General features: G+C 62.3%; 21 protein-coding genes and 1 pseudogene. 12 read left to right on the top strand and 10 right to left on the bottom strand.

Features of this window, described 5'->3' with window-relative positions; translation table 11 throughout:
• Positions 1-57: 57 nt before the first annotated feature.
• The 7 genes from lptF to AQUI_RS0117290 all read left to right on the top strand — a co-directional run bounded on the left by lptF (position 58) and on the right by AQUI_RS0117290 (position 8,380).
• On the top strand, positions 58-1,176 hold the full coding sequence (lptF, locus tag AQUI_RS0117320) for an LPS export ABC transporter permease LptF (RefSeq protein ID WP_027258637.1): 1,119 nt from the start codon (positions 58-60) through the stop codon (positions 1,174-1,176).
• Positions 1,173-2,276, top strand: coding sequence for an LPS export ABC transporter permease LptG (lptG, locus tag AQUI_RS0117315; protein ID WP_027258636.1), 1,104 nt, complete (start codon positions 1,173-1,175; stop codon positions 2,274-2,276). Before lptF ends, lptG begins: the two co-directional genes overlap by 4 nt.
• Positions 2,260-4,440: an LPS-assembly protein LptD gene (locus AQUI_RS0117310; RefSeq protein ID WP_211236033.1), complete on the top strand. Its 2,181-nt coding sequence runs from the start codon at positions 2,260-2,262 to the stop codon at positions 4,438-4,440. Before lptG ends, AQUI_RS0117310 begins: the two co-directional genes overlap by 17 nt.
• Positions 4,425-5,684, top strand: coding sequence for a peptidylprolyl isomerase (locus AQUI_RS0117305; RefSeq protein WP_027258634.1), 1,260 nt, complete (start codon positions 4,425-4,427; stop codon positions 5,682-5,684). Before AQUI_RS0117310 ends, AQUI_RS0117305 begins: the two co-directional genes overlap by 16 nt.
• Positions 5,681-6,652 (top strand): 4-hydroxythreonine-4-phosphate dehydrogenase PdxA, encoded by a 972-nt coding sequence (pdxA, locus tag AQUI_RS0117300; RefSeq protein WP_027258633.1) that lies wholly within the window; start codon positions 5,681-5,683, stop codon positions 6,650-6,652. The genes AQUI_RS0117305 and pdxA overlap by 4 nt, the downstream gene beginning before the upstream one ends.
• 84 nt (positions 6,653-6,736) lie before the next feature.
• Positions 6,737-7,579 carry a 16S rRNA (adenine(1518)-N(6)/adenine(1519)-N(6))-dimethyltransferase RsmA gene (rsmA, locus tag AQUI_RS0117295; protein WP_027258632.1) on the top strand — a complete coding sequence of 281 codons (843 nt, stop codon included), beginning with the start codon at positions 6,737-6,739 and terminating at the stop codon, positions 7,577-7,579.
• 33 nt (positions 7,580-7,612) lie between these two features.
• Positions 7,613-8,380: a pyridoxine 5'-phosphate synthase gene (locus tag AQUI_RS0117290; RefSeq protein WP_027258631.1), complete on the top strand. Its 768-nt coding sequence runs from the start codon at positions 7,613-7,615 to the stop codon at positions 8,378-8,380.
• A 100-nt stretch (positions 8,381-8,480) separates the two neighbouring features.
• On the opposite strand, the gene AQUI_RS0117285 is transcribed toward AQUI_RS0117290, so the two are convergent.
• From AQUI_RS0117285 to prfA, 3 genes are all read right to left on the bottom strand, one after another.
• A complete protein-coding gene (locus AQUI_RS0117285; RefSeq protein WP_027258630.1) occupies positions 8,481-9,164 on the bottom strand; it encodes a DUF4167 domain-containing protein in 684 nt (227 codons plus the stop codon).
• A gap of 212 nt (positions 9,165-9,376) precedes the next feature.
• Positions 9,377-10,228 carry a peptide chain release factor N(5)-glutamine methyltransferase gene (gene prmC / locus AQUI_RS0117280; protein ID WP_211236032.1) on the bottom strand — a complete coding sequence of 284 codons (852 nt, stop codon included), beginning with the start codon at positions 10,226-10,228 and terminating at the stop codon, positions 9,377-9,379.
• A gap of 2 nt (positions 10,229-10,230) precedes the next feature.
• A complete protein-coding gene (gene prfA / locus AQUI_RS0117275) occupies positions 10,231-11,286 on the bottom strand; it encodes a peptide chain release factor 1 (RefSeq protein WP_027258628.1) in 1,056 nt (351 codons plus the stop codon).
• Positions 11,287-11,345: 59 nt separating this feature from the next.
• Between prfA and AQUI_RS0117270 the strand changes: the two genes are divergently transcribed.
• A complete protein-coding gene (locus tag AQUI_RS0117270) occupies positions 11,346-11,645 on the top strand; it encodes a hypothetical protein (RefSeq protein WP_027258627.1) in 300 nt (99 codons plus the stop codon).
• Positions 11,646-11,794: 149 nt separating this feature from the next.
• Here the strand turns inward: AQUI_RS0117270 and AQUI_RS0117265 are convergent, their stop codons facing one another.
• The 5 genes from AQUI_RS0117265 to AQUI_RS0117245 form a co-directional block, all read right to left on the bottom strand.
• A complete protein-coding gene (locus tag AQUI_RS0117265) occupies positions 11,795-12,199 on the bottom strand; it encodes a hypothetical protein (RefSeq protein ID WP_027258626.1) in 405 nt (134 codons plus the stop codon).
• Positions 12,200-12,531: 332 nt separating this feature from the next.
• A complete protein-coding gene (locus tag AQUI_RS0117260) occupies positions 12,532-12,975 on the bottom strand; it encodes a DUF1499 domain-containing protein (RefSeq protein WP_027258625.1) in 444 nt (147 codons plus the stop codon).
• Between the two features lie 72 nt (positions 12,976-13,047).
• Positions 13,048-13,995: an agmatinase gene (gene speB, locus AQUI_RS0117255; RefSeq protein ID WP_027258624.1), complete on the bottom strand. Its 948-nt coding sequence runs from the start codon at positions 13,993-13,995 to the stop codon at positions 13,048-13,050.
• Entirely contained in the window at positions 13,988-14,956 is a 969-nt protein-coding gene (speB, locus tag AQUI_RS0117250) for an agmatinase (RefSeq protein ID WP_027258623.1), read from the bottom strand. Before speB (AQUI_RS0117250) ends, speB (AQUI_RS0117255) begins: the two co-directional genes overlap by 8 nt.
• 79 nt (positions 14,957-15,035) lie before the next feature.
• Positions 15,036-16,202 carry a M20 aminoacylase family protein gene (locus tag AQUI_RS0117245; RefSeq protein WP_027258622.1) on the bottom strand — a complete coding sequence of 389 codons (1,167 nt, stop codon included), beginning with the start codon at positions 16,200-16,202 and terminating at the stop codon, positions 15,036-15,038.
• Positions 16,203-16,266: 64 nt separating this feature from the next.
• On the opposite strand from AQUI_RS0117245, the gene mazG reads away from it, so the two are divergent.
• On the top strand, positions 16,267-17,082 hold the full coding sequence (gene mazG, locus AQUI_RS0117240) for a nucleoside triphosphate pyrophosphohydrolase (RefSeq protein ID WP_027258621.1): 816 nt from the start codon (positions 16,267-16,269) through the stop codon (positions 17,080-17,082).
• A 40-nt stretch (positions 17,083-17,122) separates the two neighbouring features.
• Here the strand turns inward: mazG and tnpA are convergent, their stop codons facing one another.
• Entirely contained in the window at positions 17,123-17,539 is a 417-nt protein-coding gene (gene tnpA / locus AQUI_RS0117235; RefSeq protein ID WP_027258620.1) for an IS200/IS605 family transposase, read from the bottom strand.
• Positions 17,540-17,789: 250 nt separating this feature from the next.
• On the opposite strand from tnpA, the pseudogene AQUI_RS28280 reads away from it, so the two are divergent.
• Positions 17,790-18,916 (top strand): annotated as a pseudogene (locus AQUI_RS28280) (integrase core domain-containing protein).
• Between the two features lie 34 nt (positions 18,917-18,950).
• On the opposite strand, the gene AQUI_RS0117225 reads toward AQUI_RS28280, so the two are convergent.
• A complete protein-coding gene (locus AQUI_RS0117225) occupies positions 18,951-19,505 on the bottom strand; it encodes a hypothetical protein (protein ID WP_027258619.1) in 555 nt (184 codons plus the stop codon).
• A gap of 275 nt (positions 19,506-19,780) precedes the next feature.
• On the opposite strand from AQUI_RS0117225, the gene AQUI_RS0117220 reads away from it, so the two are divergent.
• Together AQUI_RS0117220 and AQUI_RS0117215 are read left to right on the top strand one after the other, a co-directional pair.
• A complete protein-coding gene (locus AQUI_RS0117220) occupies positions 19,781-20,722 on the top strand; it encodes a nucleoside hydrolase (RefSeq protein ID WP_027258618.1) in 942 nt (313 codons plus the stop codon).
• A complete protein-coding gene (locus AQUI_RS0117215) occupies positions 20,719-21,168 on the top strand; it encodes a GNAT family N-acetyltransferase (RefSeq protein ID WP_027258617.1) in 450 nt (149 codons plus the stop codon). The genes AQUI_RS0117220 and AQUI_RS0117215 overlap by 4 nt, the downstream gene beginning before the upstream one ends.
• Positions 21,169-21,480 lie beyond the last annotated feature (312 nt).

Genomic DNA, 21,480 nt, shown 5'->3' with positions numbered 1-21,480 from the left:
CCCCGCTCGGCAAATCCACTAATGTCACGCAAAATCACAATGGTCTGGGGGGATCGGGTGTCACGCTACGACAGATACGTGCTGTCACAATATCTGCTCTTCTTCGGCTTCTTTGCGCTGATTCTGGTGGCCGTGTTCTGGGTCAACCGGGCTGTGGTGCTGTTTGACCGGCTGATCGGCAACGGGCAGTCGGCTTTGGTGTTCCTTGAGTTCACCGCACTCACCCTGCCGAACCTCATTCGCATGGTGCTGCCGATAGCCGCCTTTGGCGCCTCGGTCTGGGTGACCAACCGGCTCAACAGCGAAAGCGAGCTGACGGTGCTGCGCGCCACCGGCACCAGCCCCTGGCAAATGGCCCGGCCGGCCCTGGCGTTCGGCGTGATCACTGCTCTGATGATGTCGGCCCTGACCCATTACCTGCTGCCTGCTTCGATCAGCCAGCTGGAGGTGCGCGAAAGCGAGGTTTCCCGCAACATCACCGCCAAGCTGCTGAGCGAGGGCGATTTCCTGCATCCGGCAGACGGCGTTACCTTCTACATCCGCCAGATCGACCCGGATGGCACCCTGAACGACGTCTTCCTGTCGGACCGCCGCGACCCGGCCACCACGGTGACCTATACCGGCGCCCGCGCGTTTTTGGTACGGGACGAGGGTAGCGCGCATTTGATCATGGTGGAAGGCATGGCGCAGCGTCTGGACAATCAGACGCAACGGCTTTCCACCACCTTTTTCTCTGATTTTTCATATGATATCAGCGCACTGGCGCGGAAATCTGAAAACCCGGCGCGCAACATCCGTGCAATCCCAAGCCTGGAACTGATGACCAGCACTCAGGCCGTCACCCGCAGCGATGGCTACTCCGCCGGCGCCCAGGCCGAAGAACTTCACCTGCGCTTTGCCCGCGCCCTGGTCTGTGTGGCCGTCGCCCTGATCGGGTTTTCCGCGCTGATGCTGGGAACGTTCTCGCGGTTCGGCGTGTGGCGGCAGGCTTTCCTGGCCTTTGTCGTGCTGATCTTTGTCGAGGGCCTGCGCGGGGTAGTCTCGGAGCCGGTTCTGCAAAACCCCAACTTGTGGCCGCTGATTTACGTGCCAACCCTGCTGGGGCTGACAGTGGCGCTGATCTTCCTGCTTCTGTCAGTCCGGCCCAAACGGACCCGGGCGGAGGCGCCCGCATGAAGCTTGATCTCTATTATGCCCGCCGCTTTCTGCAGTGGTTCCTGGTGATTGTGGCGGTGCTGATGACACTGGTGGTGCTGATCGACCTGAACGAACAGGTCCGCCGGTTCGAGGCGATCGACCTCAGCCTGCCGCAATTGCTTGGCCTGACCCTGCTGAACGTTCCGGCCGCCCTCAGCGAGTTTCTGCCGCTGATCATGATCCTGTCGACCATCGTGCTGTTTGTCGGCCTTGCCCGCAGCAGCGAACTGGTGGTCACCCGCGCCATCGGCCGGTCCGGCATCCGAGCGCTGGCGGCACCGGTGCTGGTGGCCGCGGCAATCGGCGCCCTGGCGGTCACCATGCTGAACCCGATCGCTTCGGCCACCGCCAACCGCTATCAGGACCTGGCCGAGACCTATCACAACGGCGGGCCGTCGGCGCTGTCGTTGTCCGGCGAGGGCCTGTGGCTGCGCCAGGGCGGTGCCAGGGGCCAATCGGTGATCCACGCCAAGGGTTACAGCGGCGATGCTGCGGATATCACTTTGCTTGACGTCTCGATCCACGCCTACACCAGTGCCGGCGGCCTGGTGCGCCGCATCATCGCTGACAGCGCCCGGCTGGAGGGCAGCAACTGGATCCTGTCCAATGCCAAATCCTGGCCGCTGGCGGCCGGCATCAACCCCGATTCCAACGCCGCCCGGCATGATGAGCTGCAGCTCCCCACAACCCTGACCACCGACCGGATCCGCGATACCCTGGGCACTGCCAGCGGCATCTCGATCTACGATCTGCCCTCCACAATCCGCGAACTGTCTGCCGCAGGGTTTACAACCAAACGCTACGAAGTCCGCTATCAGGCAGAGCTGGCCCGCCCCCTGTTTCTGATCGCCATGGTACTGGTTGGCGCCTCCTTCACCATGCGGCATGCGCGCTTTGGCGGCACCGGCCTGGCGGTGTTGATGGCAGTGCTGCTGGGATTCGGGCTTTATTTCATCCGCAATTTCGCGCAAATCCTTGGCGAGAACGGGCAAATCCCGGTGGCCCTAGCCGCTTGGGCGCCGCCCGCCGCCGCGATACTTTTGACCTTGGGACTGCTTCTCCATGCCGAAGACGGGTAAATTGCGCCGCGCACTGCTTCTTTCGGCTGTGCTGCCCTGGCTCGCCCTGACAGCCCCGGCGCCGCAGGCGCAGACCGCGGCGCTGCCTGATCCGGCGCAGCCCGCGATGCTGGTTGCGGATCAGGTCTTCATCACCCCTGACCGCACCCTGGTGGCCGAAGGCAACGTCGAGGCGTTTCAGGGCGATATCCGGCTGCGCGCGCAAAAAATCACCTTTGATCAGACCACTGGCACTCTTCAGATCGAAGGCCCGATCCGCATCGACCAGCAAGGCGATATCACCATACTGGCCACTGCTGCCGAGCTGGACAGCGACCTGCGCAACGGGTTGCTGACCGGCGCCCGCATGGTATTCCAGCAGCAGCTGCAGCTGGCCTCGCTTCAAATGACCCGGGTCAGCGGCCGTTACACACAGCTGTACAAGACCGCAGTCACTTCCTGCCACGTGTGCGAGGATGGACGCCCGCCGCTCTGGCAGATCCGGGCTGAGCGGGTGACCCACGACCAGCAGGAACGCCAGCTTTATTTCGAAAGCGCCCAGCTGCGGGTGCTCGACGTGCCGGTGTTCTATTTTCCGGCGATCCGCCTGCCTGATCCCTCACTGGAGCGGGCCAGCGGATTTCTGGTGCCCTCGATACGCTCCACTTCGAACCTCGGCACCGGGGTCAAGGCGCCCTACTTCTTCACGCTCGGCCCGCACCGCGACCTGACGCTGGCGCCCTATATCTCGTCCAGCACTCAGACGCTGGACGTCCGCTACCGCCAGGCCTTCCGCCGCGGCCGGATCGAATTCAACGGCGCCTACACCCGCGACGACCTGTTTTCCGGCGAAGACCGCGGCTACATCTTTGGCGAAGGCCAGTTCGATCTGCCGCGGGACTTCCGCTTCACCTTTGACGTCAAAGCGGTCTCGGACGACGCCTATCTCGAGGACTACGGTCTGCCGGAACTGGACCGTCTGCGTTCCGAGGCGGTGCTGTCCCGCGCCAAACGCGACAGCCTGTTCCGCGCCTCTCTGACCCATTACAAAACTCTGCGGACAAGCGAGGAACAGGCCAACATTCCTTCCGGAATCGCCGAAGCCTTCTATCAGACCCGCCACCATCCCGCCCTGACCGGCGGCGAGCTGCGGCTGACGCTGCAAGGCCATGGCCACCGCCGCAGTTCCAGCATCGACGGCACCGCCACTGACAGCAACGGCCGCGACCTTGCGCGGCTCAGTGCCGACATCGACTGGCGCCGCAGCTGGCGGCTGGGCTTCGGCATCCTGGCGGAATGGGAGCTCGGCGCCGCAGCAGACGCCTTCCGCGCTTATGACGACAGTTTCTTCAACGAAGAGGTCACCCGCCTGACCCCGCGCTCCGCGCTGACCTTGCGCCTGCCGATGAGCCGCCGCGAAGCAGGCGGCGCCACCCAGTACCTGGAGCCGATCCTGCAACTTGGCTGGCGCGACGAAGGCGGCGGCAATGTGGTCATTGAGGAAAGCCGCTTTGTCGAATTTGACCAGGGCAATCTTTTGTCGCTGTCGCGCTTCCCCTCCACCGACGCCCGCGAGGACGGCCTGACCCTGGTCTATGGCGCCAACTGGGCGCGTTATGCGCCCACAGGCTGGCAGGCCTATGCCACAGCCGGCCAGGTGCTGCGCAGCGACGGCGACGACCGGTTCACCAAAAGCTCCGGCCTCAGCGGCACCTCTTCCGATTTCCTGCTGGCAGGCCAAATCAAATTCGGCGACGGTCTGGCGCTCTCCACCCGCGGTTTGCTGAACGGTTCACTGAACTTCTCCAAGGCTGAACTTCGCGGCGACTGGCGCACCGAACGCTCCAGCCTCTCCGGCTCCTATCTGTGGCTCGGCACTGATCCCGATGAAGACAGGGCTGAGGAAAGCTCGGAGCTGTGGGTGGACGGCAGCTATGACTTAAATCCCAGCTGGTCCGCCAGCGCCCGGCTGCGCTATGATATTTCCGGCGCCCGCGCCACCCGCGCAGGCCTCGGCGTGGCCTACAGCAACGAATGCGTGACGGTCGACCTTTCAGTCAACCGCCGCTATACCTCAACAACAAGTGTTGAGCCGACAACGGATTTCGGCTTTACCATCTCGCTCAGCGGATTTTCCGTAAAGAGCGGCAGCAAACAGTACAGGCGGTCATGCAGCAAGACGTGAATACCCGGTTCCCGGCTCCTTTCCTTTCCCGTGCTCTCAAAACCGCAGCCGCGCTGGCGCTGGCCGCGGGGTTTTCCTGGACCGGCCTGCCGGCAGGAGCACAAAACCTCTTTGCCCCGGCAATCACCGTGAATGACGAGGTCATCACCCGGTATGAGCTGGAACAGCGCGCCCGCTTCCAGTCGGCGCTGCGGGTGCCCGGTGACCCATTGGAGACCGCCCGAGAAGAGTTGATCAACGACCGGCTCAAACTTGCGGTGCTGGAACAAGCCGGGATCGAACCGGCCGACGAAGATGTCACCGCCGGCATGGAAGAACTGGCCGCACGCGCCAACCTGTCACTGAACGACTTCCTCACCGCATTGCAGCAGAACGGCGTGGCGCCGCAGACCCTGCGCGATTTCACCAAGGTCGGGCTGGGCTGGCGGGAATACACCCGCGCCCGCTTCCTGTCCCGTGCCCGCCCCACTCCGGAAGAAATTGACCGCGCCATGGGCTCGGCCGGCACCGGCAGCGTCCAGGTTCTGCTCAGCGAATTCATCGTGCCGATCAACGAACAGAACGCGGCGCAGGTCGAAGAACTGATCGAACAGGTCGCCCGGCTCAAAGGCTACGACAGCTTCTCTGCCGCCGCCGCCCAATATTCTGCCGCCGCCAGCCGCAACGAGGGCGGACGCCTGCCCTGGATGCCGCTGACCAAACTGCCGCCGCAACTGCAAGAGGTTGCGCTGGCGCTGAAACCCGGCGAAATCTCCGAACCGCTGCCGCTGCAAAGCGCTGTGGCCCTGTTCCAGATGCGCGGCGTGCGCGAGGTTGAGGGGGCAGCTCCGCGCTTCACCGCAATCGAGTATGCCGCCTATCACGTGCCCGGCGGACGCAGCCCCGAAGGGCTTGCCACCGCGCAAAAGGTGGTGGACAGCGTCGACACCTGCGAAGATTTTTATGGGCTTGCCCAGGGTCAGGACCCCTCGGTGCTGGACGTGCAAAGCCTGCCGCCGTCAGACATCCCGCGCGATGTGGCATTGGAGCTGGCCAAGCTGGATCCGAATGAGACCTCCACCGCGCTGACCCGCAACAACGGCCAGACACTGATGGTTCTGATGCTCTGCGGCCGCACTGCCGACCTGGGCGAGGACAGCTCGCGCGAGACCGTGGCCAATGCGCTGACGGCACAGCGGATGACGTCGCTGGCCAGCAGCTACCTCGAACAACTGCGCGCCGACGCCCGGATCGACATCAAATGAGCCAGCCCGGGCCGATTGCCCTCAGCTGCGGCGAACCCGCAGGCATCGGCCCGGAAATTGCCTTCAAGGCCTGGCAGACCTTGCGCAGCACGTGCCCGTTCTTCTGGATCGGCGACCCGCGCCACCTGCCTGCAGGCACCCCTGTCAAAGAAATCGCCGCCCCGGCTGAGGTTGCTGCAGCCTGCACAGACAGCTTGCCGGTGCTGCCCCTTTCCTTCAGCGGCAGCGCTGCCAAGGGCAGTGCCGACCCGGCCAACGCCGCTGGTGTCATCCGATCCATCGAAACAGCAGTTCACTTGGTCCAAACCGGCGAAGCCGCCGCTGTCTGCACCGCTCCGATCCACAAAAAGGCGCTGATCGACGGCGCCGGCTTTGCCTATCCCGGCCACACCGAGTTCCTGGCGTCCCTCGCCGGCCGCAATCGCGTGGTGATGATGCTGGCCAGCTCCCAGCTCCGCGTGGTGCCCGCCACGATCCATATCGCTTTGTCCGAGGTCCCCAGGGCTTTGACCCCTGAGCTGCTGCGCGAAACCGTTGAGATCACCGCTGCGGGCCTCAAGGATCAGTTCGGCATCGCCGCCCCCCGCATTGCTGTCGCCGGGCTCAACCCGCATGCGGGCGAAGGCGGCGCCATGGGCCATGAGGAACTGGATTGGATCAACGTCCTGATCCGGCAGATGCAATCGGAAGGCCTGAATGTCACCGGTCCGCACCCTGCGGACACACTGTTTCATGCCGCCGCCCGCACCCGCTATGACGCAGCGGTCTGCATGTATCACGACCAGGCGCTGATCCCGATCAAGACGCTGGATTTTGACCGCGGCGTCAATGTAACCTTGGGCCTGCCCTTCATCCGCACCTCTCCCGATCACGGCACCGCCTTTGACATCGCAGGCACCGGCCAAGCCAACCCAACCAGCCTGATCGAAGCCCTGAAGCTGGCGCAGCGGATGGCTGCCAGCCCTTGATTCTTCCCCGGACGGCAAATATCCCCGCCGAAGGCATGAAATTTCTGGCGCGCCGCCCGCGCCATGTCCCAAGGTACAGATGATATGAGCGCTATCGATAGCCTTCCTCCCCTGCGTGAAGTGATCGCAACGCATCAATTGTCGGCGCGCAAATCACTGGGCCAGAATTTCCTGCTGGACCTGAACCTCACCGCCAAGATCGCCCGCCAGGCCGGTGATCTGACGGGCTGTGATGTGCTGGAAATCGGCCCCGGCCCCGGCGGGTTGACACGCGGGCTGCTGGCCGAAGGCGCCCGGCGGGTGCTGGCAGTAGAGAAAGACAGCCGCTGCCTGCCCGCATTGCAGGAAATCGCAGATGCCTATCCGGGCCGGTTTGACGTCATCAACGGCGACGCGCTGGAGATCGACCCGCTGGCGTATCTGACCCCGCCGATCCGCATCGCCGCCAACCTGCCTTATAACGTCGGCACCGAACTGCTGGTGCGCTGGCTGACACCCAAGGAATGGCCGCCGTTCTGGCAAAGCCTCACCCTGATGTTCCAGCGCGAGGTGGCCGAACGTATCGTGGCCCTGCCCGGCTCCAAGGCCTATGGCCGGCTGGCAATCCTGGCGCAGTGGCGGGCCGATGCACGCATTGTGCTGTCGCTGCCGCCCGGCGCCTTCACCCCGCCGCCCAAAGTCTCCAGTGCCGTGGTGCATCTGGATGCCCTGCCCGAACCGCGCTTCTCGGCGGATGCAGCCATCCTGTCTCGTGTCGTGGCCACGGCCTTCAACCAGCGCCGCAAGATGCTGCGCTCATCGCTCAAAGGCATCTCTCCCGCGATCGAGGACTACCTCCATGCTGCCGGCATCCCGCCCACCGAACGCGCCGAGCAGGTGGGCCTGGAAGCCTTCTGTGCGCTTGCCCGCGAACTGGCCAAGGCCTGATCTATTCCCCCGCTTTGCCGGAGCCTGTTTCCGATGACCCAAACCGTTACGCCCAGCCCGACCCTCTTGTCCGTGAACGTCAACGCCGTTGCCTACCTGCGCAACCGGCGCGAGGTGCCCTGGCCCGATCTGATCGACATTGCCCGCGCCATCCTTGAGGCCGGCGCCCATGGCATCACCGTGCATCCCCGCCCGGATGAGCGCCACATCCGGTTTTCCGACCTGCCGGACCTGTCCCGGGTGATTGCCGAAGAATTCCCGCAGGCCGAGTTCAACATCGAAGGCTACCCGACCCGCCATTTCATCGATCTGGTGCTGGAGAACAAACCGCATCAGGTGACGCTGGTGCCCGACACGCCGGAACAATCGACCTCGGACCACGGCTGGGATTTCGCTGCTGATGGAGACATGCTGCAGCCCATCGCCCGGGAATTTCAGGCCGCCGGCATCCGGGTATCCTGCTTTGCAGACGCCAATCCGGCAGACCCGGCACTGGCCCTGCAAGCCGGCGCTGACCGGATTGAATTCTACACCGGCCCCTATGCCAATGAGACCGCACCAGAAGCGGTTTTCCGCGAATTGGAGAAACTAAAAGCAACTGCAGATGCGGCCCGCCGGCTTGGCGCCCTGCAGCTGAACGCAGGCCATGACCTGACCGTAGACAACCTGCCTGCCCTGCGCCGGGCCATCCCGGATCTGGCGGAAGTTTCTATCGGCCATGCCCTGACCGCCGATGCGCTGATACTGGGCTTCCCCGAGGCTGTCCGGCGCTATTTGCGGGTGCTGGGACACAGCGCCTGACCCGCAGCTTCGCGACCTGAGACAGCCATCTGAGCTGAAACGAAAAGACCCCCGGGCAGTCAGCGCCGGGGGTCTTTTCGTTTGCCGGATCCGGCGCTGATTACTCAGCCGCCTCTGCCGGGCCTTCTTCCGCCTTCGGCTTGGGCTTGGCACGCGAGCGGGCCGGTTTTTTCGGCGCAGGTGCCTCGCCGCCTTCACCTGACGCAGGCGCGTCGTCAGCCTTGGCTGCGGGCTTGCGCGTGCGGGGCTTGCGGGCCGGAGCCTTTTTGGCGGGTGCTTCAGCCTGGGCTTCAGCAGGTGCTGCCGACTGGCTTTCAGGCGTTTCCACCAAGCCGCTGTCGCCGCCATTGCCATTGTCGCCGCGCGGGTCGATCACCTCGGGTTGCGGGGCTGCTGCCGGATCGGCCGCAGACTGTGCCGCCGCGGCGGCCGCGGCCTCCCTCTCCTGGCGTTCCAGCCGCTCGGTGCGTTCGCGGTCGCGCTCAGCCTGGCGTTCGCGGTTCTGCCGCTCCTGCTCTTCGCGGCGCGCATCGATTTCGCGCTGTGCTTCGTTCAGCAGCCGCAGATAATGCTCTGCGTGCTGCTGGAAATTCTCTGCCGCAACCCGGTCATTGCTCAGCTGCGCGTCCCGCGCCAGCTGATTGTACTTGTCAATGATCTGCTGCGGGGTTCCGCGCACCTTGCCTTCGGGACCGGAGCTGTCGAACACCCGGTTGACAACATTGACGCCATTCGGGCGATTCCGGTTCGACTTGGAACGTGAACGTGATTTTGACGATCTCATATGCCTAGCGTAAGCCTTGAGTTAATGCGCCGTAGACCCTGTTCTACGCGTCTTAGCGCCGGATCATTAGCTTTTTTGGGCTTGATGCCGCGGGAAGGCTTGGAAAGCGTTCTCCTGAAGCGGCTCCTCTTGAGTAACCATGTTACGAAGCCACAGACAAGAGGCACAATAGAGTTTTCTTTGTTTTTCTTACGAAATCGCGAATTTTCGCGCTAAAATCCGCGATTTGAACCGGAATGCGCCCGCACCACGCGGTCCCGCCCATCCAGATCCGGCAGCACCGCAATACCGCTCAGCCCTGCCATTTCCAGCAGCGCACTGACCGCCTGGCCCTGCGTCGGGCCGATTTCCAGCAGAACCCGCCCGCCCGGCGACAGATGCGCCGCAGCCTGTGCTGCAATCTTCCGATAGGCGCCCAGCCCGTCGCCGCCATCCGTCAGTGCGATGCTTGGTTCATGCCCCCGCACCTCCGCAGACAGCCCTTCCATTTCGTCCAGCGCTATATAGGGCGGGTTTGACACGATCAGGTCATACCTCCCTTCAACACATTCAAACCAGTCCGATTGCTGAATATCCGCCCGTGCTTCAACCCGGTGCAAAACGGCATTGGCGCTGGCCTGCAGGCAGGCCGCCTCGCTGATGTCCACGCCCAGCCCGGTCGCCTCTTGCCGTTCCGCCAGCAGCGTCACCAGGATGCAGCCGGAGCCAAGGCCCAGGTCCAGCACCCGCTCGTAAGGGTCCGCAAGCGCCGCTTCGATCAGGACCTCTGTTTCGGGGCGCGGGTCAAGCACATCGCGCGACACTTTGAAACGGCGGCCATAAAATTCCCGCTCGCCGATCAGATGCGACACAGGCACCCGCACTGCCCTAAGCGAAATCAGCTGCTCATACCGTTCTGCCACTTCGGTTGCCAGTTCCTCAGGCGCGATCAGCGTTACACGGCTGGCTTCAATACGCGCTGCATGGGCCAGCAGCACCCGTGCATCCCGCGCCGGATCCTGAACCCCTGCCGCGCGCAGCCGGGACGTCGCTGCAGCCATCGCCTGTGCCGCGGTTTCAACCATGCTCACTGCCCCATCTCGGCCAGAAGCCGCGCCTGATTGTCCGCGGTCAGCGCATCGACAATCTCGTCCAGATCCCCGCCCATCACCTGATCCAGTTTGTAAAGCGTCAGGTTGATACGGTGGTCCGTCATCCGCCCTTGCGGGAAATTATAAGTGCGGATCCGCTCTGACCGGTCGCCCGAGCCCACCTGGCTGGCCCGGTCCGCAGACCGCTCGCTGTCGATCCGCTGCCGCTCCAGATCATAGAGCCGCGTCTTCAGCACCTGCATGGCGATCTCGCGGTTGCGGTGCTGCGACTTCTCGGATGAGGTCACAATCAGCCCTGTCGGCAGGTGCGTGATCCGCACCGCCGAGTCGGTAGTGTTCACATGCTGCCCGCCCGCGCCTGAGGCCCGCATGGTGTCGATGCGGATGTCATTTGTGTCGATATGAATGTCCACGTCCTCCGCCTCCGGCAGCACCGCCACAGTCGCCGCCGAGGTATGGATACGCCCGCCGCTTTCGGTCGTTGGGACCCGCTGGACCCGATGCACACCGGATTCGTACTTCAGCCGGGCAAAGACGTTCTCGCCTTTGATATGCGCCACCACTTCTTTGATACCGCCCAGCTCGGTCGCCTGTTCCTCGATGATCTCGACTTTCCAGCCCTGCCCCTCGGCATAGCGCTGATACATCCGCAGAAGGTCACCCGCAAACAGCGCCGCCTCATCGCCGCCGGTGCCCGGCCGGATCTCCAGCATCGCAGGGCGGCCATCCGCAGCATCCTTGGGCAGCAGGGCCAGCTGCAGTGCCTGTTCAGCCTCCGGGATCGCCGCCTTCAGCGCGGGGATCTCGTCCTCGGCCAGATCTTTCATGTCCGGATCGCCCAGCATCAGCTCGGCCTCCTCCAGATCGCTCAGCAACTTGCGGTAGGCGCTGATCTGCTCCGCCACCGGCCGCAGGTCTGAATATTCCTTGGCCAGCGCCGCAATATCCCCGCCCCCGGCACCATCCGCCATAGCGGCTTCAAGATACTGAAACCGCTGCAGGATCTGTTCCAGGCGTTCTTCGGGGATCATGGCGGACCTGTTTCCGTTCTTGTTTTGGCCAATCGTCCCCCATGTGATATGCTAGAGCCATGCGACATGCCAGAGTCCTTATTGCCACAATCCTCCTCACTCTACCCCTTGCTGCGGGCGCGGATGTTCTGGGGCCCGGCGGCAAAACCATCGACTGCTACTGCACCGACAAGTCCGGCAGCCGCGTCGAGCTGGGAGAGCTGCGCTGCCTGCAGGTGGACGGCCGCATGTTCATGGCGCAATGCCAGATGTCCCTGAACGTGCCGATGTGGCGCGAGGTGCAAAGCAGCTGCCTGTCAGCATCGCTGGAAACCCTGCCCGGAACATCGCCTGCGCCATTGGAGCTGCCGCAACTCTGAGCCGTCCAACCAACTGCTTCACTGCCTCCGCGACAAGGACGCTGATGTCCAGCAAAGGCACCTTTGTTCAATTCACGGGGGAAGGGCCCAGCGGACTCAACCCCGCTCATCCCCTTGCCGCTTAGCATGCGGAAGGGATGCCGGTCTGATCAATCCACAAATGGGGTGGAGCCGTCCCAGGCCGCACTGTTTCCAGCCGACACCACCGCCGGAGCCTCTGGTGCTGACGGCGCGGTCACAACGCGATTCTGCCATGTCTCAGAAGAGGCCAGCCCGTCTCCGCTGGAAGCACAACTGCCTGAAAAAATCGTGTATTCCGGTGCAGATGGCAACATGGAGAAACGGAGTTCTCCAACAGGACCATTGCTGCAGATCATGCCAGAGACGTGCGTTCTGATCTCCTGCGCCGTCCAATCTGCACCAGCAACGCCGCTGAACCGGCCATTCCCATCATTGTCGAGTTGCAGTTCATTGCTGGCAGGCACTCCGCCACAGGCCGCAAGCAGTGCACAACAAGCAAGGGACTGAACAGGCTTGGAAAATTTTGTGATCATGAAATACTTTCATTTTTGGGAAACAGCGCTTTTGGTCAACCTATGCAAAAAGCATATGCCTTAGAAGATGCCACGAACCACTCTCTGCAGAAACCCAGCGGGGTCAAGGGGGGGGCGCAGCCACCGCACGCATGCGCGGCTTGCTCTTGACGCCGCAAGACAAAACCCCCTTGAAATGGCCTCTTCAAGGGCAGCCTGCATCTGAAGCGCTCCTCAGCAAAACCTCAGGCTCTGCAGCCAATGGCGAAGGAGCCTGCGCCGCGCAAGCGCGGCGCTCGGCCCAACTGTGAGGGGCTTTTGCCAAAAAGCCGGCGAACAGGCGGGAGCTCCCTCTATTCCCCTGCGGACGCGGCTTGCGGCGCCCCCGCCTCCATCTCGGCCAGCCAGCCGTTGATGCGCTGCTTGTTGGCGCCCAGATCCGACCGCCCGAACCGCAGCCGGGCATAGACCTTCAGCAAGTCCCCGTCCTGAGCAGCGGTGGTATAATCCGGAAACCCCAGCACCTGGGTGCGGGTGATATAGGTCACCATTCCGTCGTCCGGGCCGCCTGCCAGCACGCTGGTGCGCGGGGCGTGACTGGCGATGCGGTGGAACCGCTCCAGCCCGTCCGGCCCCGAGCGCACCACCCGGAACACGCCGCCGCGGAACTCCTTGTCCTCGGTGAACTCCGGCTGGGTGTTCCAGTCCAGCGGATCGCTTGGTGCCAGCCGGACAAAGCCCAGCACAGCAATGCCTGCCGCTAGTACCAGCCAGGCAAACAGCATCACCCGCCTCATTGCGGTTTCAAGGTCACCCCTTGCCTCCTCCCTCTGCGGCCCTCCCCCGGCCTGACGTTCAGGCCGGACCGCTTACTTTGTCGTCACCCCCGGCAGCACGCACAGCAGCTCATAAAGCAGATTGGCGCCCACCAAAGCCGTGTTGCCCGAGGGATCATAAGGCGGCGACACCTCCACCAGGTCGCAGCCCACGATATTGACCCCCTTCAGCGACCGGATCAGCTCCAGCGCCTGCGGCGTGGTCAGCCCGCCGATTTCCGGCGTGCCGGTGCCCGGCGCATAGGCCGGATCAAGACTATCGATATCATACGATACATAGACCGGCCTATTGCCGATATCGCGGCGAATTTCCGCACCCATCTGATGCAGCTGCCGCCCCCACAGCTCAGCCGCCGGAAAATGCTGAAAGCCCCAGCTTTGCGCCTCGGCAAAATCGCTGGCGGCGTAACCTGTGCCGCGGATACCGATCTGATAGGTCTTGTCCGGGACAATCAACCCTTCCTCAAAGGCGCGGCGAAACACGGTGCCATGGGTTTCGCGCTCGCCAAACATCTCGTCGTTCACATCGGCGTGGGCATCCACATGCACCAGCGCCACAGGCCCGTATTTCTTGGCAATGGCGCGCAGAATCGGCAGGGTGATCGAATGATCGCCGCCCATAGCCACCGGGATCACCCCGCCAGACAGGATCGCCTCATAGCTTTCCTGAATGATGCGCAGCGATTCCGGCAGCGAAAACGTATTGATCGCCAGATCGCCGATATCGCCGATATTCAGACTGTCAAACGGCGCCGCGCCGGTCGCCATGTTATAGGGCCGCAGCATCGCGCTTTCAGCGCGGATCTGCTTGGGGCCAAACCGGGTGCCCGACCGCCACGAGGTGCCGATATCCATCGGAACCCCCAGCACAGCCACATCCAAGCCGTCCAGCGAGGTTGCCTGCGGCAGCCGCATAAAGGTGTTCGGCCCTGAAAACCGGGCCAGGTCATTTCCGCTGATCGGTTGATTGAAGTCAGTCATTGTCTCTCATGTTCCAGCCCAAAAGGCAGATAATTTCCGTCGCCACATGCGCCCCGGCAATAGCAGTTGCGCCGGTTGTGTCAAAGGGGGGAGAGACCTCAACCACGTCGCCACCCTTGATATTGATGCCGGCAATCTCCCGCAGGATGCGCGAAGCCTGCGCCGAGGTGAGGCCGCCCCAGACCGGCGTGCCGGTGCCGGGCGCATAGGCCGGGTCCAGGCAGTCAATGTCAAAGGTCAGATAGGCTGGCCGGTCCCCCAGGACCGCCTTGATCCGCTTGGCGGTTTCTACCGGGCCGATCTCATGCACGGTGGGTGCGTCGATGATATTGACGCCCAGCGTATCCTCATTGGTGGTGCGGATCCCGACCTGAACCGAAGTCGCCGGATCCACGATCCCCATCTTCACCGCCTTATAGAACATGGTTCCGTGGTCCACACGGTCCATGTTGTCATCCGGCCAGGTGTCGGTATGCGCATCAAATTGCAACAGCGAAATCGGTCCGTATTTCTCGGCATAGGCTTTCAGGATCGGAAAACTGATATAGTGATCCCCGCCCAGCACGACCGAGGCTGTATCCGCAGCCAAAATACCCCGGATATGCTCCGTCAAGGCGTCCGGAAACTCCGGCACATTGGCATGATCAAACGCCATGTCGCCATAATCGGCAATCGCCAGCGTGCTCAGCGGTTTATGAGGCCAGCCATAGGGTTCATCCGGGCTCTGCAGGCAAGACGCCTCGCGGATCGCCCGCGGCCCCAGCCGCGTGCCGGGCCGGTTGGTCACCGCCTGGTCAAACGGCACACCGGTGACGGCAATATCAACACTCGTCAGATCCTTGGTGTATTTGCGGCGCAGAAAAGACATCGCCCCGCCAAAGGTGATCTCAAAGCTCAACCCCTTCAGATCTTCGCGGGTAAAGGCGTGATCGATCATGTCTTTTGCGTCTTCCAGTGCCATGGCGGTGCGTCCCTGTTCTGCGGCTTCAGCTTTTGATCAAATACCGTTTCTGCAGGTGTTTGTCATCCATGCCCTGCAGTTAGCCGCCCACCGGCTGCGCGCGCTCAACCAGCCGGGCAAAGAACGACGCGCCCACTGGTGCAATCTCGTCGTTGAAGTCATATTTGGGGTGATGCAGCCCGGCACTGCTGCCCTGGCCCAGGAACAGATAAGATCCGGGCCGCGCCTGCAGCATATAGGCGAAATCCTCCGCCCCCATCTCGCGCCCGCCATCAGGCTCGACATTTCCCGTGCCTGCGATTTCCCTGGCGACCTCCACAGCAAAAGTGGTCTTTTCCGCATCATTGAAGGTGGCCGGATAGCCAATTTCATAGTCCAGCTCCGCCTCAACACCATAGCTCGCCGCCTGGCCCGCCACGATCTCCTTCATCCGCCGCATCACCATCTTCTGCACCTCCGGGTTAAAGGTCCGCACGGTGCCGTTGATATAGGCGGTGTCCGGGATCACGTTGTCGACGGTTCCAGTGTGGATCTGGGTGACTGAAACCACCAGGTCTTCCAGCGTGTGGTGATTGCGGCTGACAACGGTCTGGATCGCCTGTGCCATACCGCAGGCCGCCATCACCGGATCGCGGGTTTCATGCGGCATCGCCCCATGGCCGCCCTGCCCCTGAATGTGAATATGAAAGGTGTCCACCGCCGCCATCAACGCTCCCGGCGTGGTCAGGAAATGCCCCGCCGGCAGCCCCGGCGCATTGTGCAGCGCATAAACCTCACCGATATCAAAGCGCTCCATGATGCCTTCCTCGACCATGATGCGCGCGCCGCCGATCGCCTCCTCGGCCGGCTGAAAGATCAAAGCAACCCGGCCCCTGAAATTGCGTGTCTCCGTCAGGTATTTCGCTGCCCCCAGCAGCATTGCGGTATGGCCGTCATGACCGCAGGCATGCATGTTGCCGGCGTGGCCCGAGGCGTAGTCCACTCCGGTTTCCTCCGGGATCGGCAGTGCATCCATGTCAGCCCGCAAGCCGATGGTCGGCCCTTCCCCCTGCCCGTTGATAATCGCCACCATGCCGGTCTGCGCGATACCCTCATGCAGCTCGTCCACCCCGAACTCCCGCAGCCGCTCCGCCACAAACGCCGCCGTCTTGGGCAGGTTCAGCGCCAGTTCCGGGATCTGGTGCAGATGCCGCCGCCAGGCCTTCATCTCCTCGGCGTAATCGGCAATACGGTTCACAACGGGCATTGGGGTGGACTCCTGCTTCAGACTCGGGATTGATGCATCTGACACTGGAACAAGAGCCGCCGCAATGCCCGATACAGATCTGATCCACAATGAAACAGCAGGCATCGAGCGCCTGCTGGAAATCATGGCGCACCTGCGCGATCCAAAAACCGGCTGCCCCTGGGATGTCGAACAGGATTTCGCCAGCATCGCCCCCTATACCATTGAAGAAGCTTACGAAGTTGCCGATGCAATCGAACGCGAAGCCTGGGACGAGTTGAAGGGAGAACTGGGCGACCTTCTGTTCCAATCCGTCTTTCACGCCCAGATGGCGCAGGAAGCCGGGCATTTCACCTTCCAGGATGTGGTCACCACCATGTCCAACAAAATGGTCTCCCGCCATCCGCATGTCTTCGGCGGTGAGAGCCGCGAAAAATCCGCAGAACAGCAGACCCGCGACTGGGAAGCGATCAAAGCGGCAGAACGCGCAGTCAAAGCCGAAACCGGCACCCTGGACGGCGTTGCCGTGGGCCTCCCCGCCCTGTTGCGCGCCTACAAACTGCAGAAGCGCGCCGCACGCGTCGGCTTTGACTGGCCGTCAGCGGATAATGTCATCGCCAAGATCACCGAAGAATGCGCCGAGCTGGTCGAGGCCCGCGACACCCTCACCCACACGGAAGTCGAAGAAGAATTCGGCGACTTGATGTTTGTGATGGCCAACCTGGGCCGCCATCTGGGGGTTGAACCCGAAGCCGCCCTGCGCGCTGCCAACGCCAAATTCACCCGCCGGTTTGAAGGCGTCGAGGCCAAACTTGCCGCCCGCGGCAAACGCCCCGAGGACAGTGATCTGGCCGAAATGGACGCGCTCTGGGACGCGGTGAAGGCAGACGAGCGCGCCTAGCCCAGACTGCCAGTTTCACCTTTTCAAAAATACTGAACGGCTACCGGCTGGCGCCGGTAGGATCGGCGATATGGTTTTCCAGGTACTGAAGTACGATGTCTTCAGTGACCGCTCCTTTGGTGGTTGAAAAATACCCCCGCCCCCGGAACCGGCAGCCCCGGTTGCGTCTGCGGATCGCCGGAAATTCCCGCTGCGCCCGGCAAGACGAACGGCCCTTCATCTTGCGCACCAGATCCGAAATGGCGAGCTTGGGCGGCACGGAAACGAACATATGCACGTGGTCGCTCGACAGCACCCCGCGCAAGAGGCCGGCACCGTTCTCAGTACAGACCTGGCGGCAAATGTCGCGCACCCGCAGGCGCAACGCCCCGCGCAGCACCTTATAGCGGTATTTGGTGGACCACACGATCTGATAGCGGTGGTAGAAAACGCAGTGTTTCCCGGTATCACATTGCATGGCCTTACCCTTGGAAAAATGAGCCTTCGACCCGGCTGCAGCTCATTTTTCCAAGGGTAAGGCCACAACCGGATTCTTTCACGCTAAAGCGGTTCCGGCTGGAAGCCGGAGGGTTTGCTCCAGAGAGTGGATACTAAAACGAACCCGGCGGCGCAGCCGCCGGGTGACAGCCGCAGGCTTCAAGGTGTAGAATACGCGACTTGATCTGACATTTCTGCTCTTCTGGAGCGCAAGCAAAGAGTGCCGATCAATGACGAGTATTCAGGACAAGATCATCAAGCCGAAGCTGGGGCTGCTGGAGCCTGCGAAGCAGCTCGGCAGCGTTTCGCAGGCCTGCAAGGTGATGGGGTGCAGCCGGGACAGCTGCTACCGCTTCATGGAGCTCTGTAAACAGGGCGGCGGGCAGGCGCTGATGGATCTCAGCCGCCGCAAGCCGATCCTGAAGAACCGGGTGCCGGAGCACGTTGAGCGGGCGGTGATCGAACTGGCGATTGAAAATCCGGCGCCGGGGCAGAAGCGCGCCTCGCGGGAACTCCAGCAGCAGGGCATCATGGTGTCATCTTCCGGCGTCCGCTTGATCTGGCTGCGCGACGGTCTGGAGGCCATGAAGAAACGCCTCAAGGCATTGGAAGGCCCGTGCCGCCCAGGACGGCATCCTGCTCACCGAGGCGCAGATGGCCGCGCTGGAGAAGGCCCGGCAGAAGAAGGGGGCGCATGGCGAGATCGAAAGCCGCCATCCGGGCTGTCCCGGCAGCCAGGGCACCTATTACCTGGGCACGATGAAGGGAGTGGGACGCATCTGCCAGCAGACCTTCATCGAGACCTATGCGCGGGTGGCGGCCGGTAAGCTCTGCACCGGGAAAAACGGCGATCACCGCCGCCGGCCTGCTGAATGACAGGGTTATCCCCTTCTTTGCCGGACACGGCATCAGCCTGTTGCGCATCCTGACGGGCCGCGGCACCGAATATTGCGGCAAAGCCGGAAGCCATGCCTATCAGCTCTACTTGGCGGCCGGGGACTTGGACCACACGAGAGCCAAGGCGAACAGCCCCCAGAGTGAGACCGTAAGGCAATCGATCCAGTTGATCGATTGCAGGGCGAACGGGATCTGCGAGCGCTTCCACCGGACCATCAAGGATGAGTTCTGCGACATCGCCTTCCGCAAGAAGCTCTACCGGCCGGTGGAGGAATTGCAGGTGGACCTGGACGCCTGGCCGGCCAGATACAACGAGCAGCGGCCGCATTCGGGAAGATACTGCTATGGCAAGACGCCTATGCAATCCTTCCGCGAAACGCTGCATATTGCCAGGGACAAGACGATCATGGCTTCCGATCCATCGGACAGTCGGCAACCCATTCTCAGCACAGAGAACTGAGATGCCTGTCAGATCAAGTCTGAAGTTTTACACTTCAGGCCAGGCCGGCCTTTTTCAGATTTCCCATAATGGTCTTGAAATCCTGTAGGATCTTTTCCTTCTTCATCAGATCTTTCCACAGCTTCTCCGCCGATTTCTTATCATTCACGGCAATATTGACCATCACGTCCTTCAGCTTCTTCACGTCGCTGATGCCCAGCAGCTTGGCCGCCTTTTTAGGATCCCCCATGCCGTTCTCGGCGACGTATTTCTTGTACTCATCACTGCCGGTAAAGCCCATGACGTCCTTGTTCAGCATCTTCACCACTTCATCCTTGCCGGTCGCGATGATCTTCTTCCAGTCACCGCTCTTGAAGTCGCCCTTCTCCGCCAGAACCTTGGCAGCGTTATAGGTCTTGGAGGTTATATTCACCGGTTCCTTGCCCTTCTTCTGGTCCATATAGCGGGTCCACAGGGATTCCGGATTGCCCTTGTTCTGGGTGAACATGAATTCATTCAGGCAATAGCGCCGCTTGCAGTACTCCATGTACGCCGCGGTCATCTTCTTGTCCTTCAGGATATCGCCAACAACTTTGGGCTCTTTGGCCATCTGATCAACTCCCCATTGAAATCAATTATCTGCGTTTGCCGCTAAACCGCCGCGCACCAATACTGCCCGAACCCGGGCCTGACAAAATACCACCACGGATGCCGGGCCATCCCGCCCGCATTGCCGTTGCGTCAAGCAAACATAGGAACCAAACGCGGCACCCGCAAACATCCGTCGCAGAAAATGCCCGGAAATTTGCGCAGACCTGTGCGGCAGCGGTTCAATCCCGGCAAAACTGCGCGTAGTCTCTCAGCTCACCACCAGCGGAGTGCGCCATGAGCCCCAGAAAAATCATCATCGACACCGATCCGGGACAGGATGATGCAGTGGCCATCCTGCTGGCTCTGGCCAGTCCCGAAGACCTGGATCTGCTCGGTATCACTTGCGTCGCAGGCAATGTGCCTCTTCCGCTCACCAGTAAAAACGCCCGGATTGTCTGCGAAGCTGCCGGCCACCCGCATGTGCCGATCTACGCGGGCAGCAAGGCGCCGCTTTGCCGGCCTTTGATCACCGCCGAACATGTGCATGGTCAAACCGGCCTTGACGGGCCTGATTTGTGGGAGCCGGACATGCCCCTGGCCGAAGGGCACGGCGTCGATTTCATCATCGACACCCTGCGCCGCGAACCAGCGGGCACTGTCACCCTCTGCACATTGGGGCCGCTCACGAACATTGCCGCCGCCTTCAACACCGCCCCCGATATCATCGAACGGGTGCAGGAAGTCGTGATGATGGGCGGCGCCTATTTCGAGGTTGGCAACATCACACCGGCGGCTGAATTCAACATCTACGTCGACCCGGAAGCCGCTGAAATCCTGTTCAGATCCGGCGCGCCGATCACTGTGATGCCGCTGGACGTGACGCATAAGGTTCTGGCCACCAAACCCCGCACCGCGGCGATCCGCGCCCTGAATTCCCGCGTGGGCACCTTCACCGCCGACATGCTGGATTTCTTCGAACGTTTCGATGTGGAAAAATACGGCTCCGAAGGCGGCCCGCTGCATGATCCCTGCGTCATCGCCTGGCTGCTGCAGCCCGGCCTGTTCTCCGGCCGCCATGTGAACGTCGAGATCGAAACCGGTTCGGACCTCACCCTTGGAATGACCGTCGCCGATTGGTGGGGCGTCACAGACCGCAAACCCAACGCCCTGTTTATCGGCGATGCCGACGCGGACGGTTTCTTTAAACTCCTGACCGAAAGGCTCGCCCGACTATGAGCGCCGCCCTGCACCTCGCCAAGCCCGAACACCTGGACAGGGTACTGTCTCTGGTTGCCGCATTCCATGCAGAATCCGGTCTGGAAACAACCGAGGACCACCGCCGCGCCGGGGTTGAGCCGCTGTTGAACGGCCACCCCTACGGCGCCGTCTACCTGATCGGCCCGACCCGCGCGCCGATCGGCTATATTGTCATTACCTTTGGCTGGTCAGTGGAATTCGGCGGCATGGACGGCTTTGTGGATGAACTGTACATCCGCCCCGCCGTGCGCAGCCGCGGCATCGCCACCGAGGTGCTGACTGAACTGCCGAAAACCCTGGCCACGGCAGGATTGCGCGCCCTGCACCTGGAGGTGGATCGCGAAAACGAGACCGCCCAGAGGCTCTATCTGCGCACCCGGTTCAAGCCGCGCGAAACCTACATGCTGATGACGAAGGCATTGTAAGCCAAAGGGCACAGCCGTCATGCCGCACCCTTTGGCCCGCTCCCCCCCCAAAGAGCCTGTTCTATCGCTGCCGAAATGGCAGTAGGAGCTGCGGCGGGCACGGTGGCAATCCAAAACAGCCAGGCAAATCAATGTGCCAGTTCGCGCGGTGATGGAATCTCATGCACCGAAACGGACTAATGTGTGCCGCCGCTCACCCCTTTGTTCTGACGCTCTGCCCCCGGCCAGGGCGCCAGCCGTCCGGTCCTAAATTCCCGGATGGTTCATGAAACCGGCCGTTGCACTCATACTTCTGACCGGATCCGACGGTGC

Origin of the sequence: Leisingera aquimarina DSM 24565 (genome assembly GCF_000473165.1) — a bacterium.
GTDB classification, from domain to species: Bacteria; Pseudomonadota; Alphaproteobacteria; order Rhodobacterales; family Rhodobacteraceae; genus Leisingera; species Leisingera aquimarina.
Note: the sequence above shows the minus strand (reverse complement) of the source record. Positions and strands in the feature narration are given on the sequence as shown.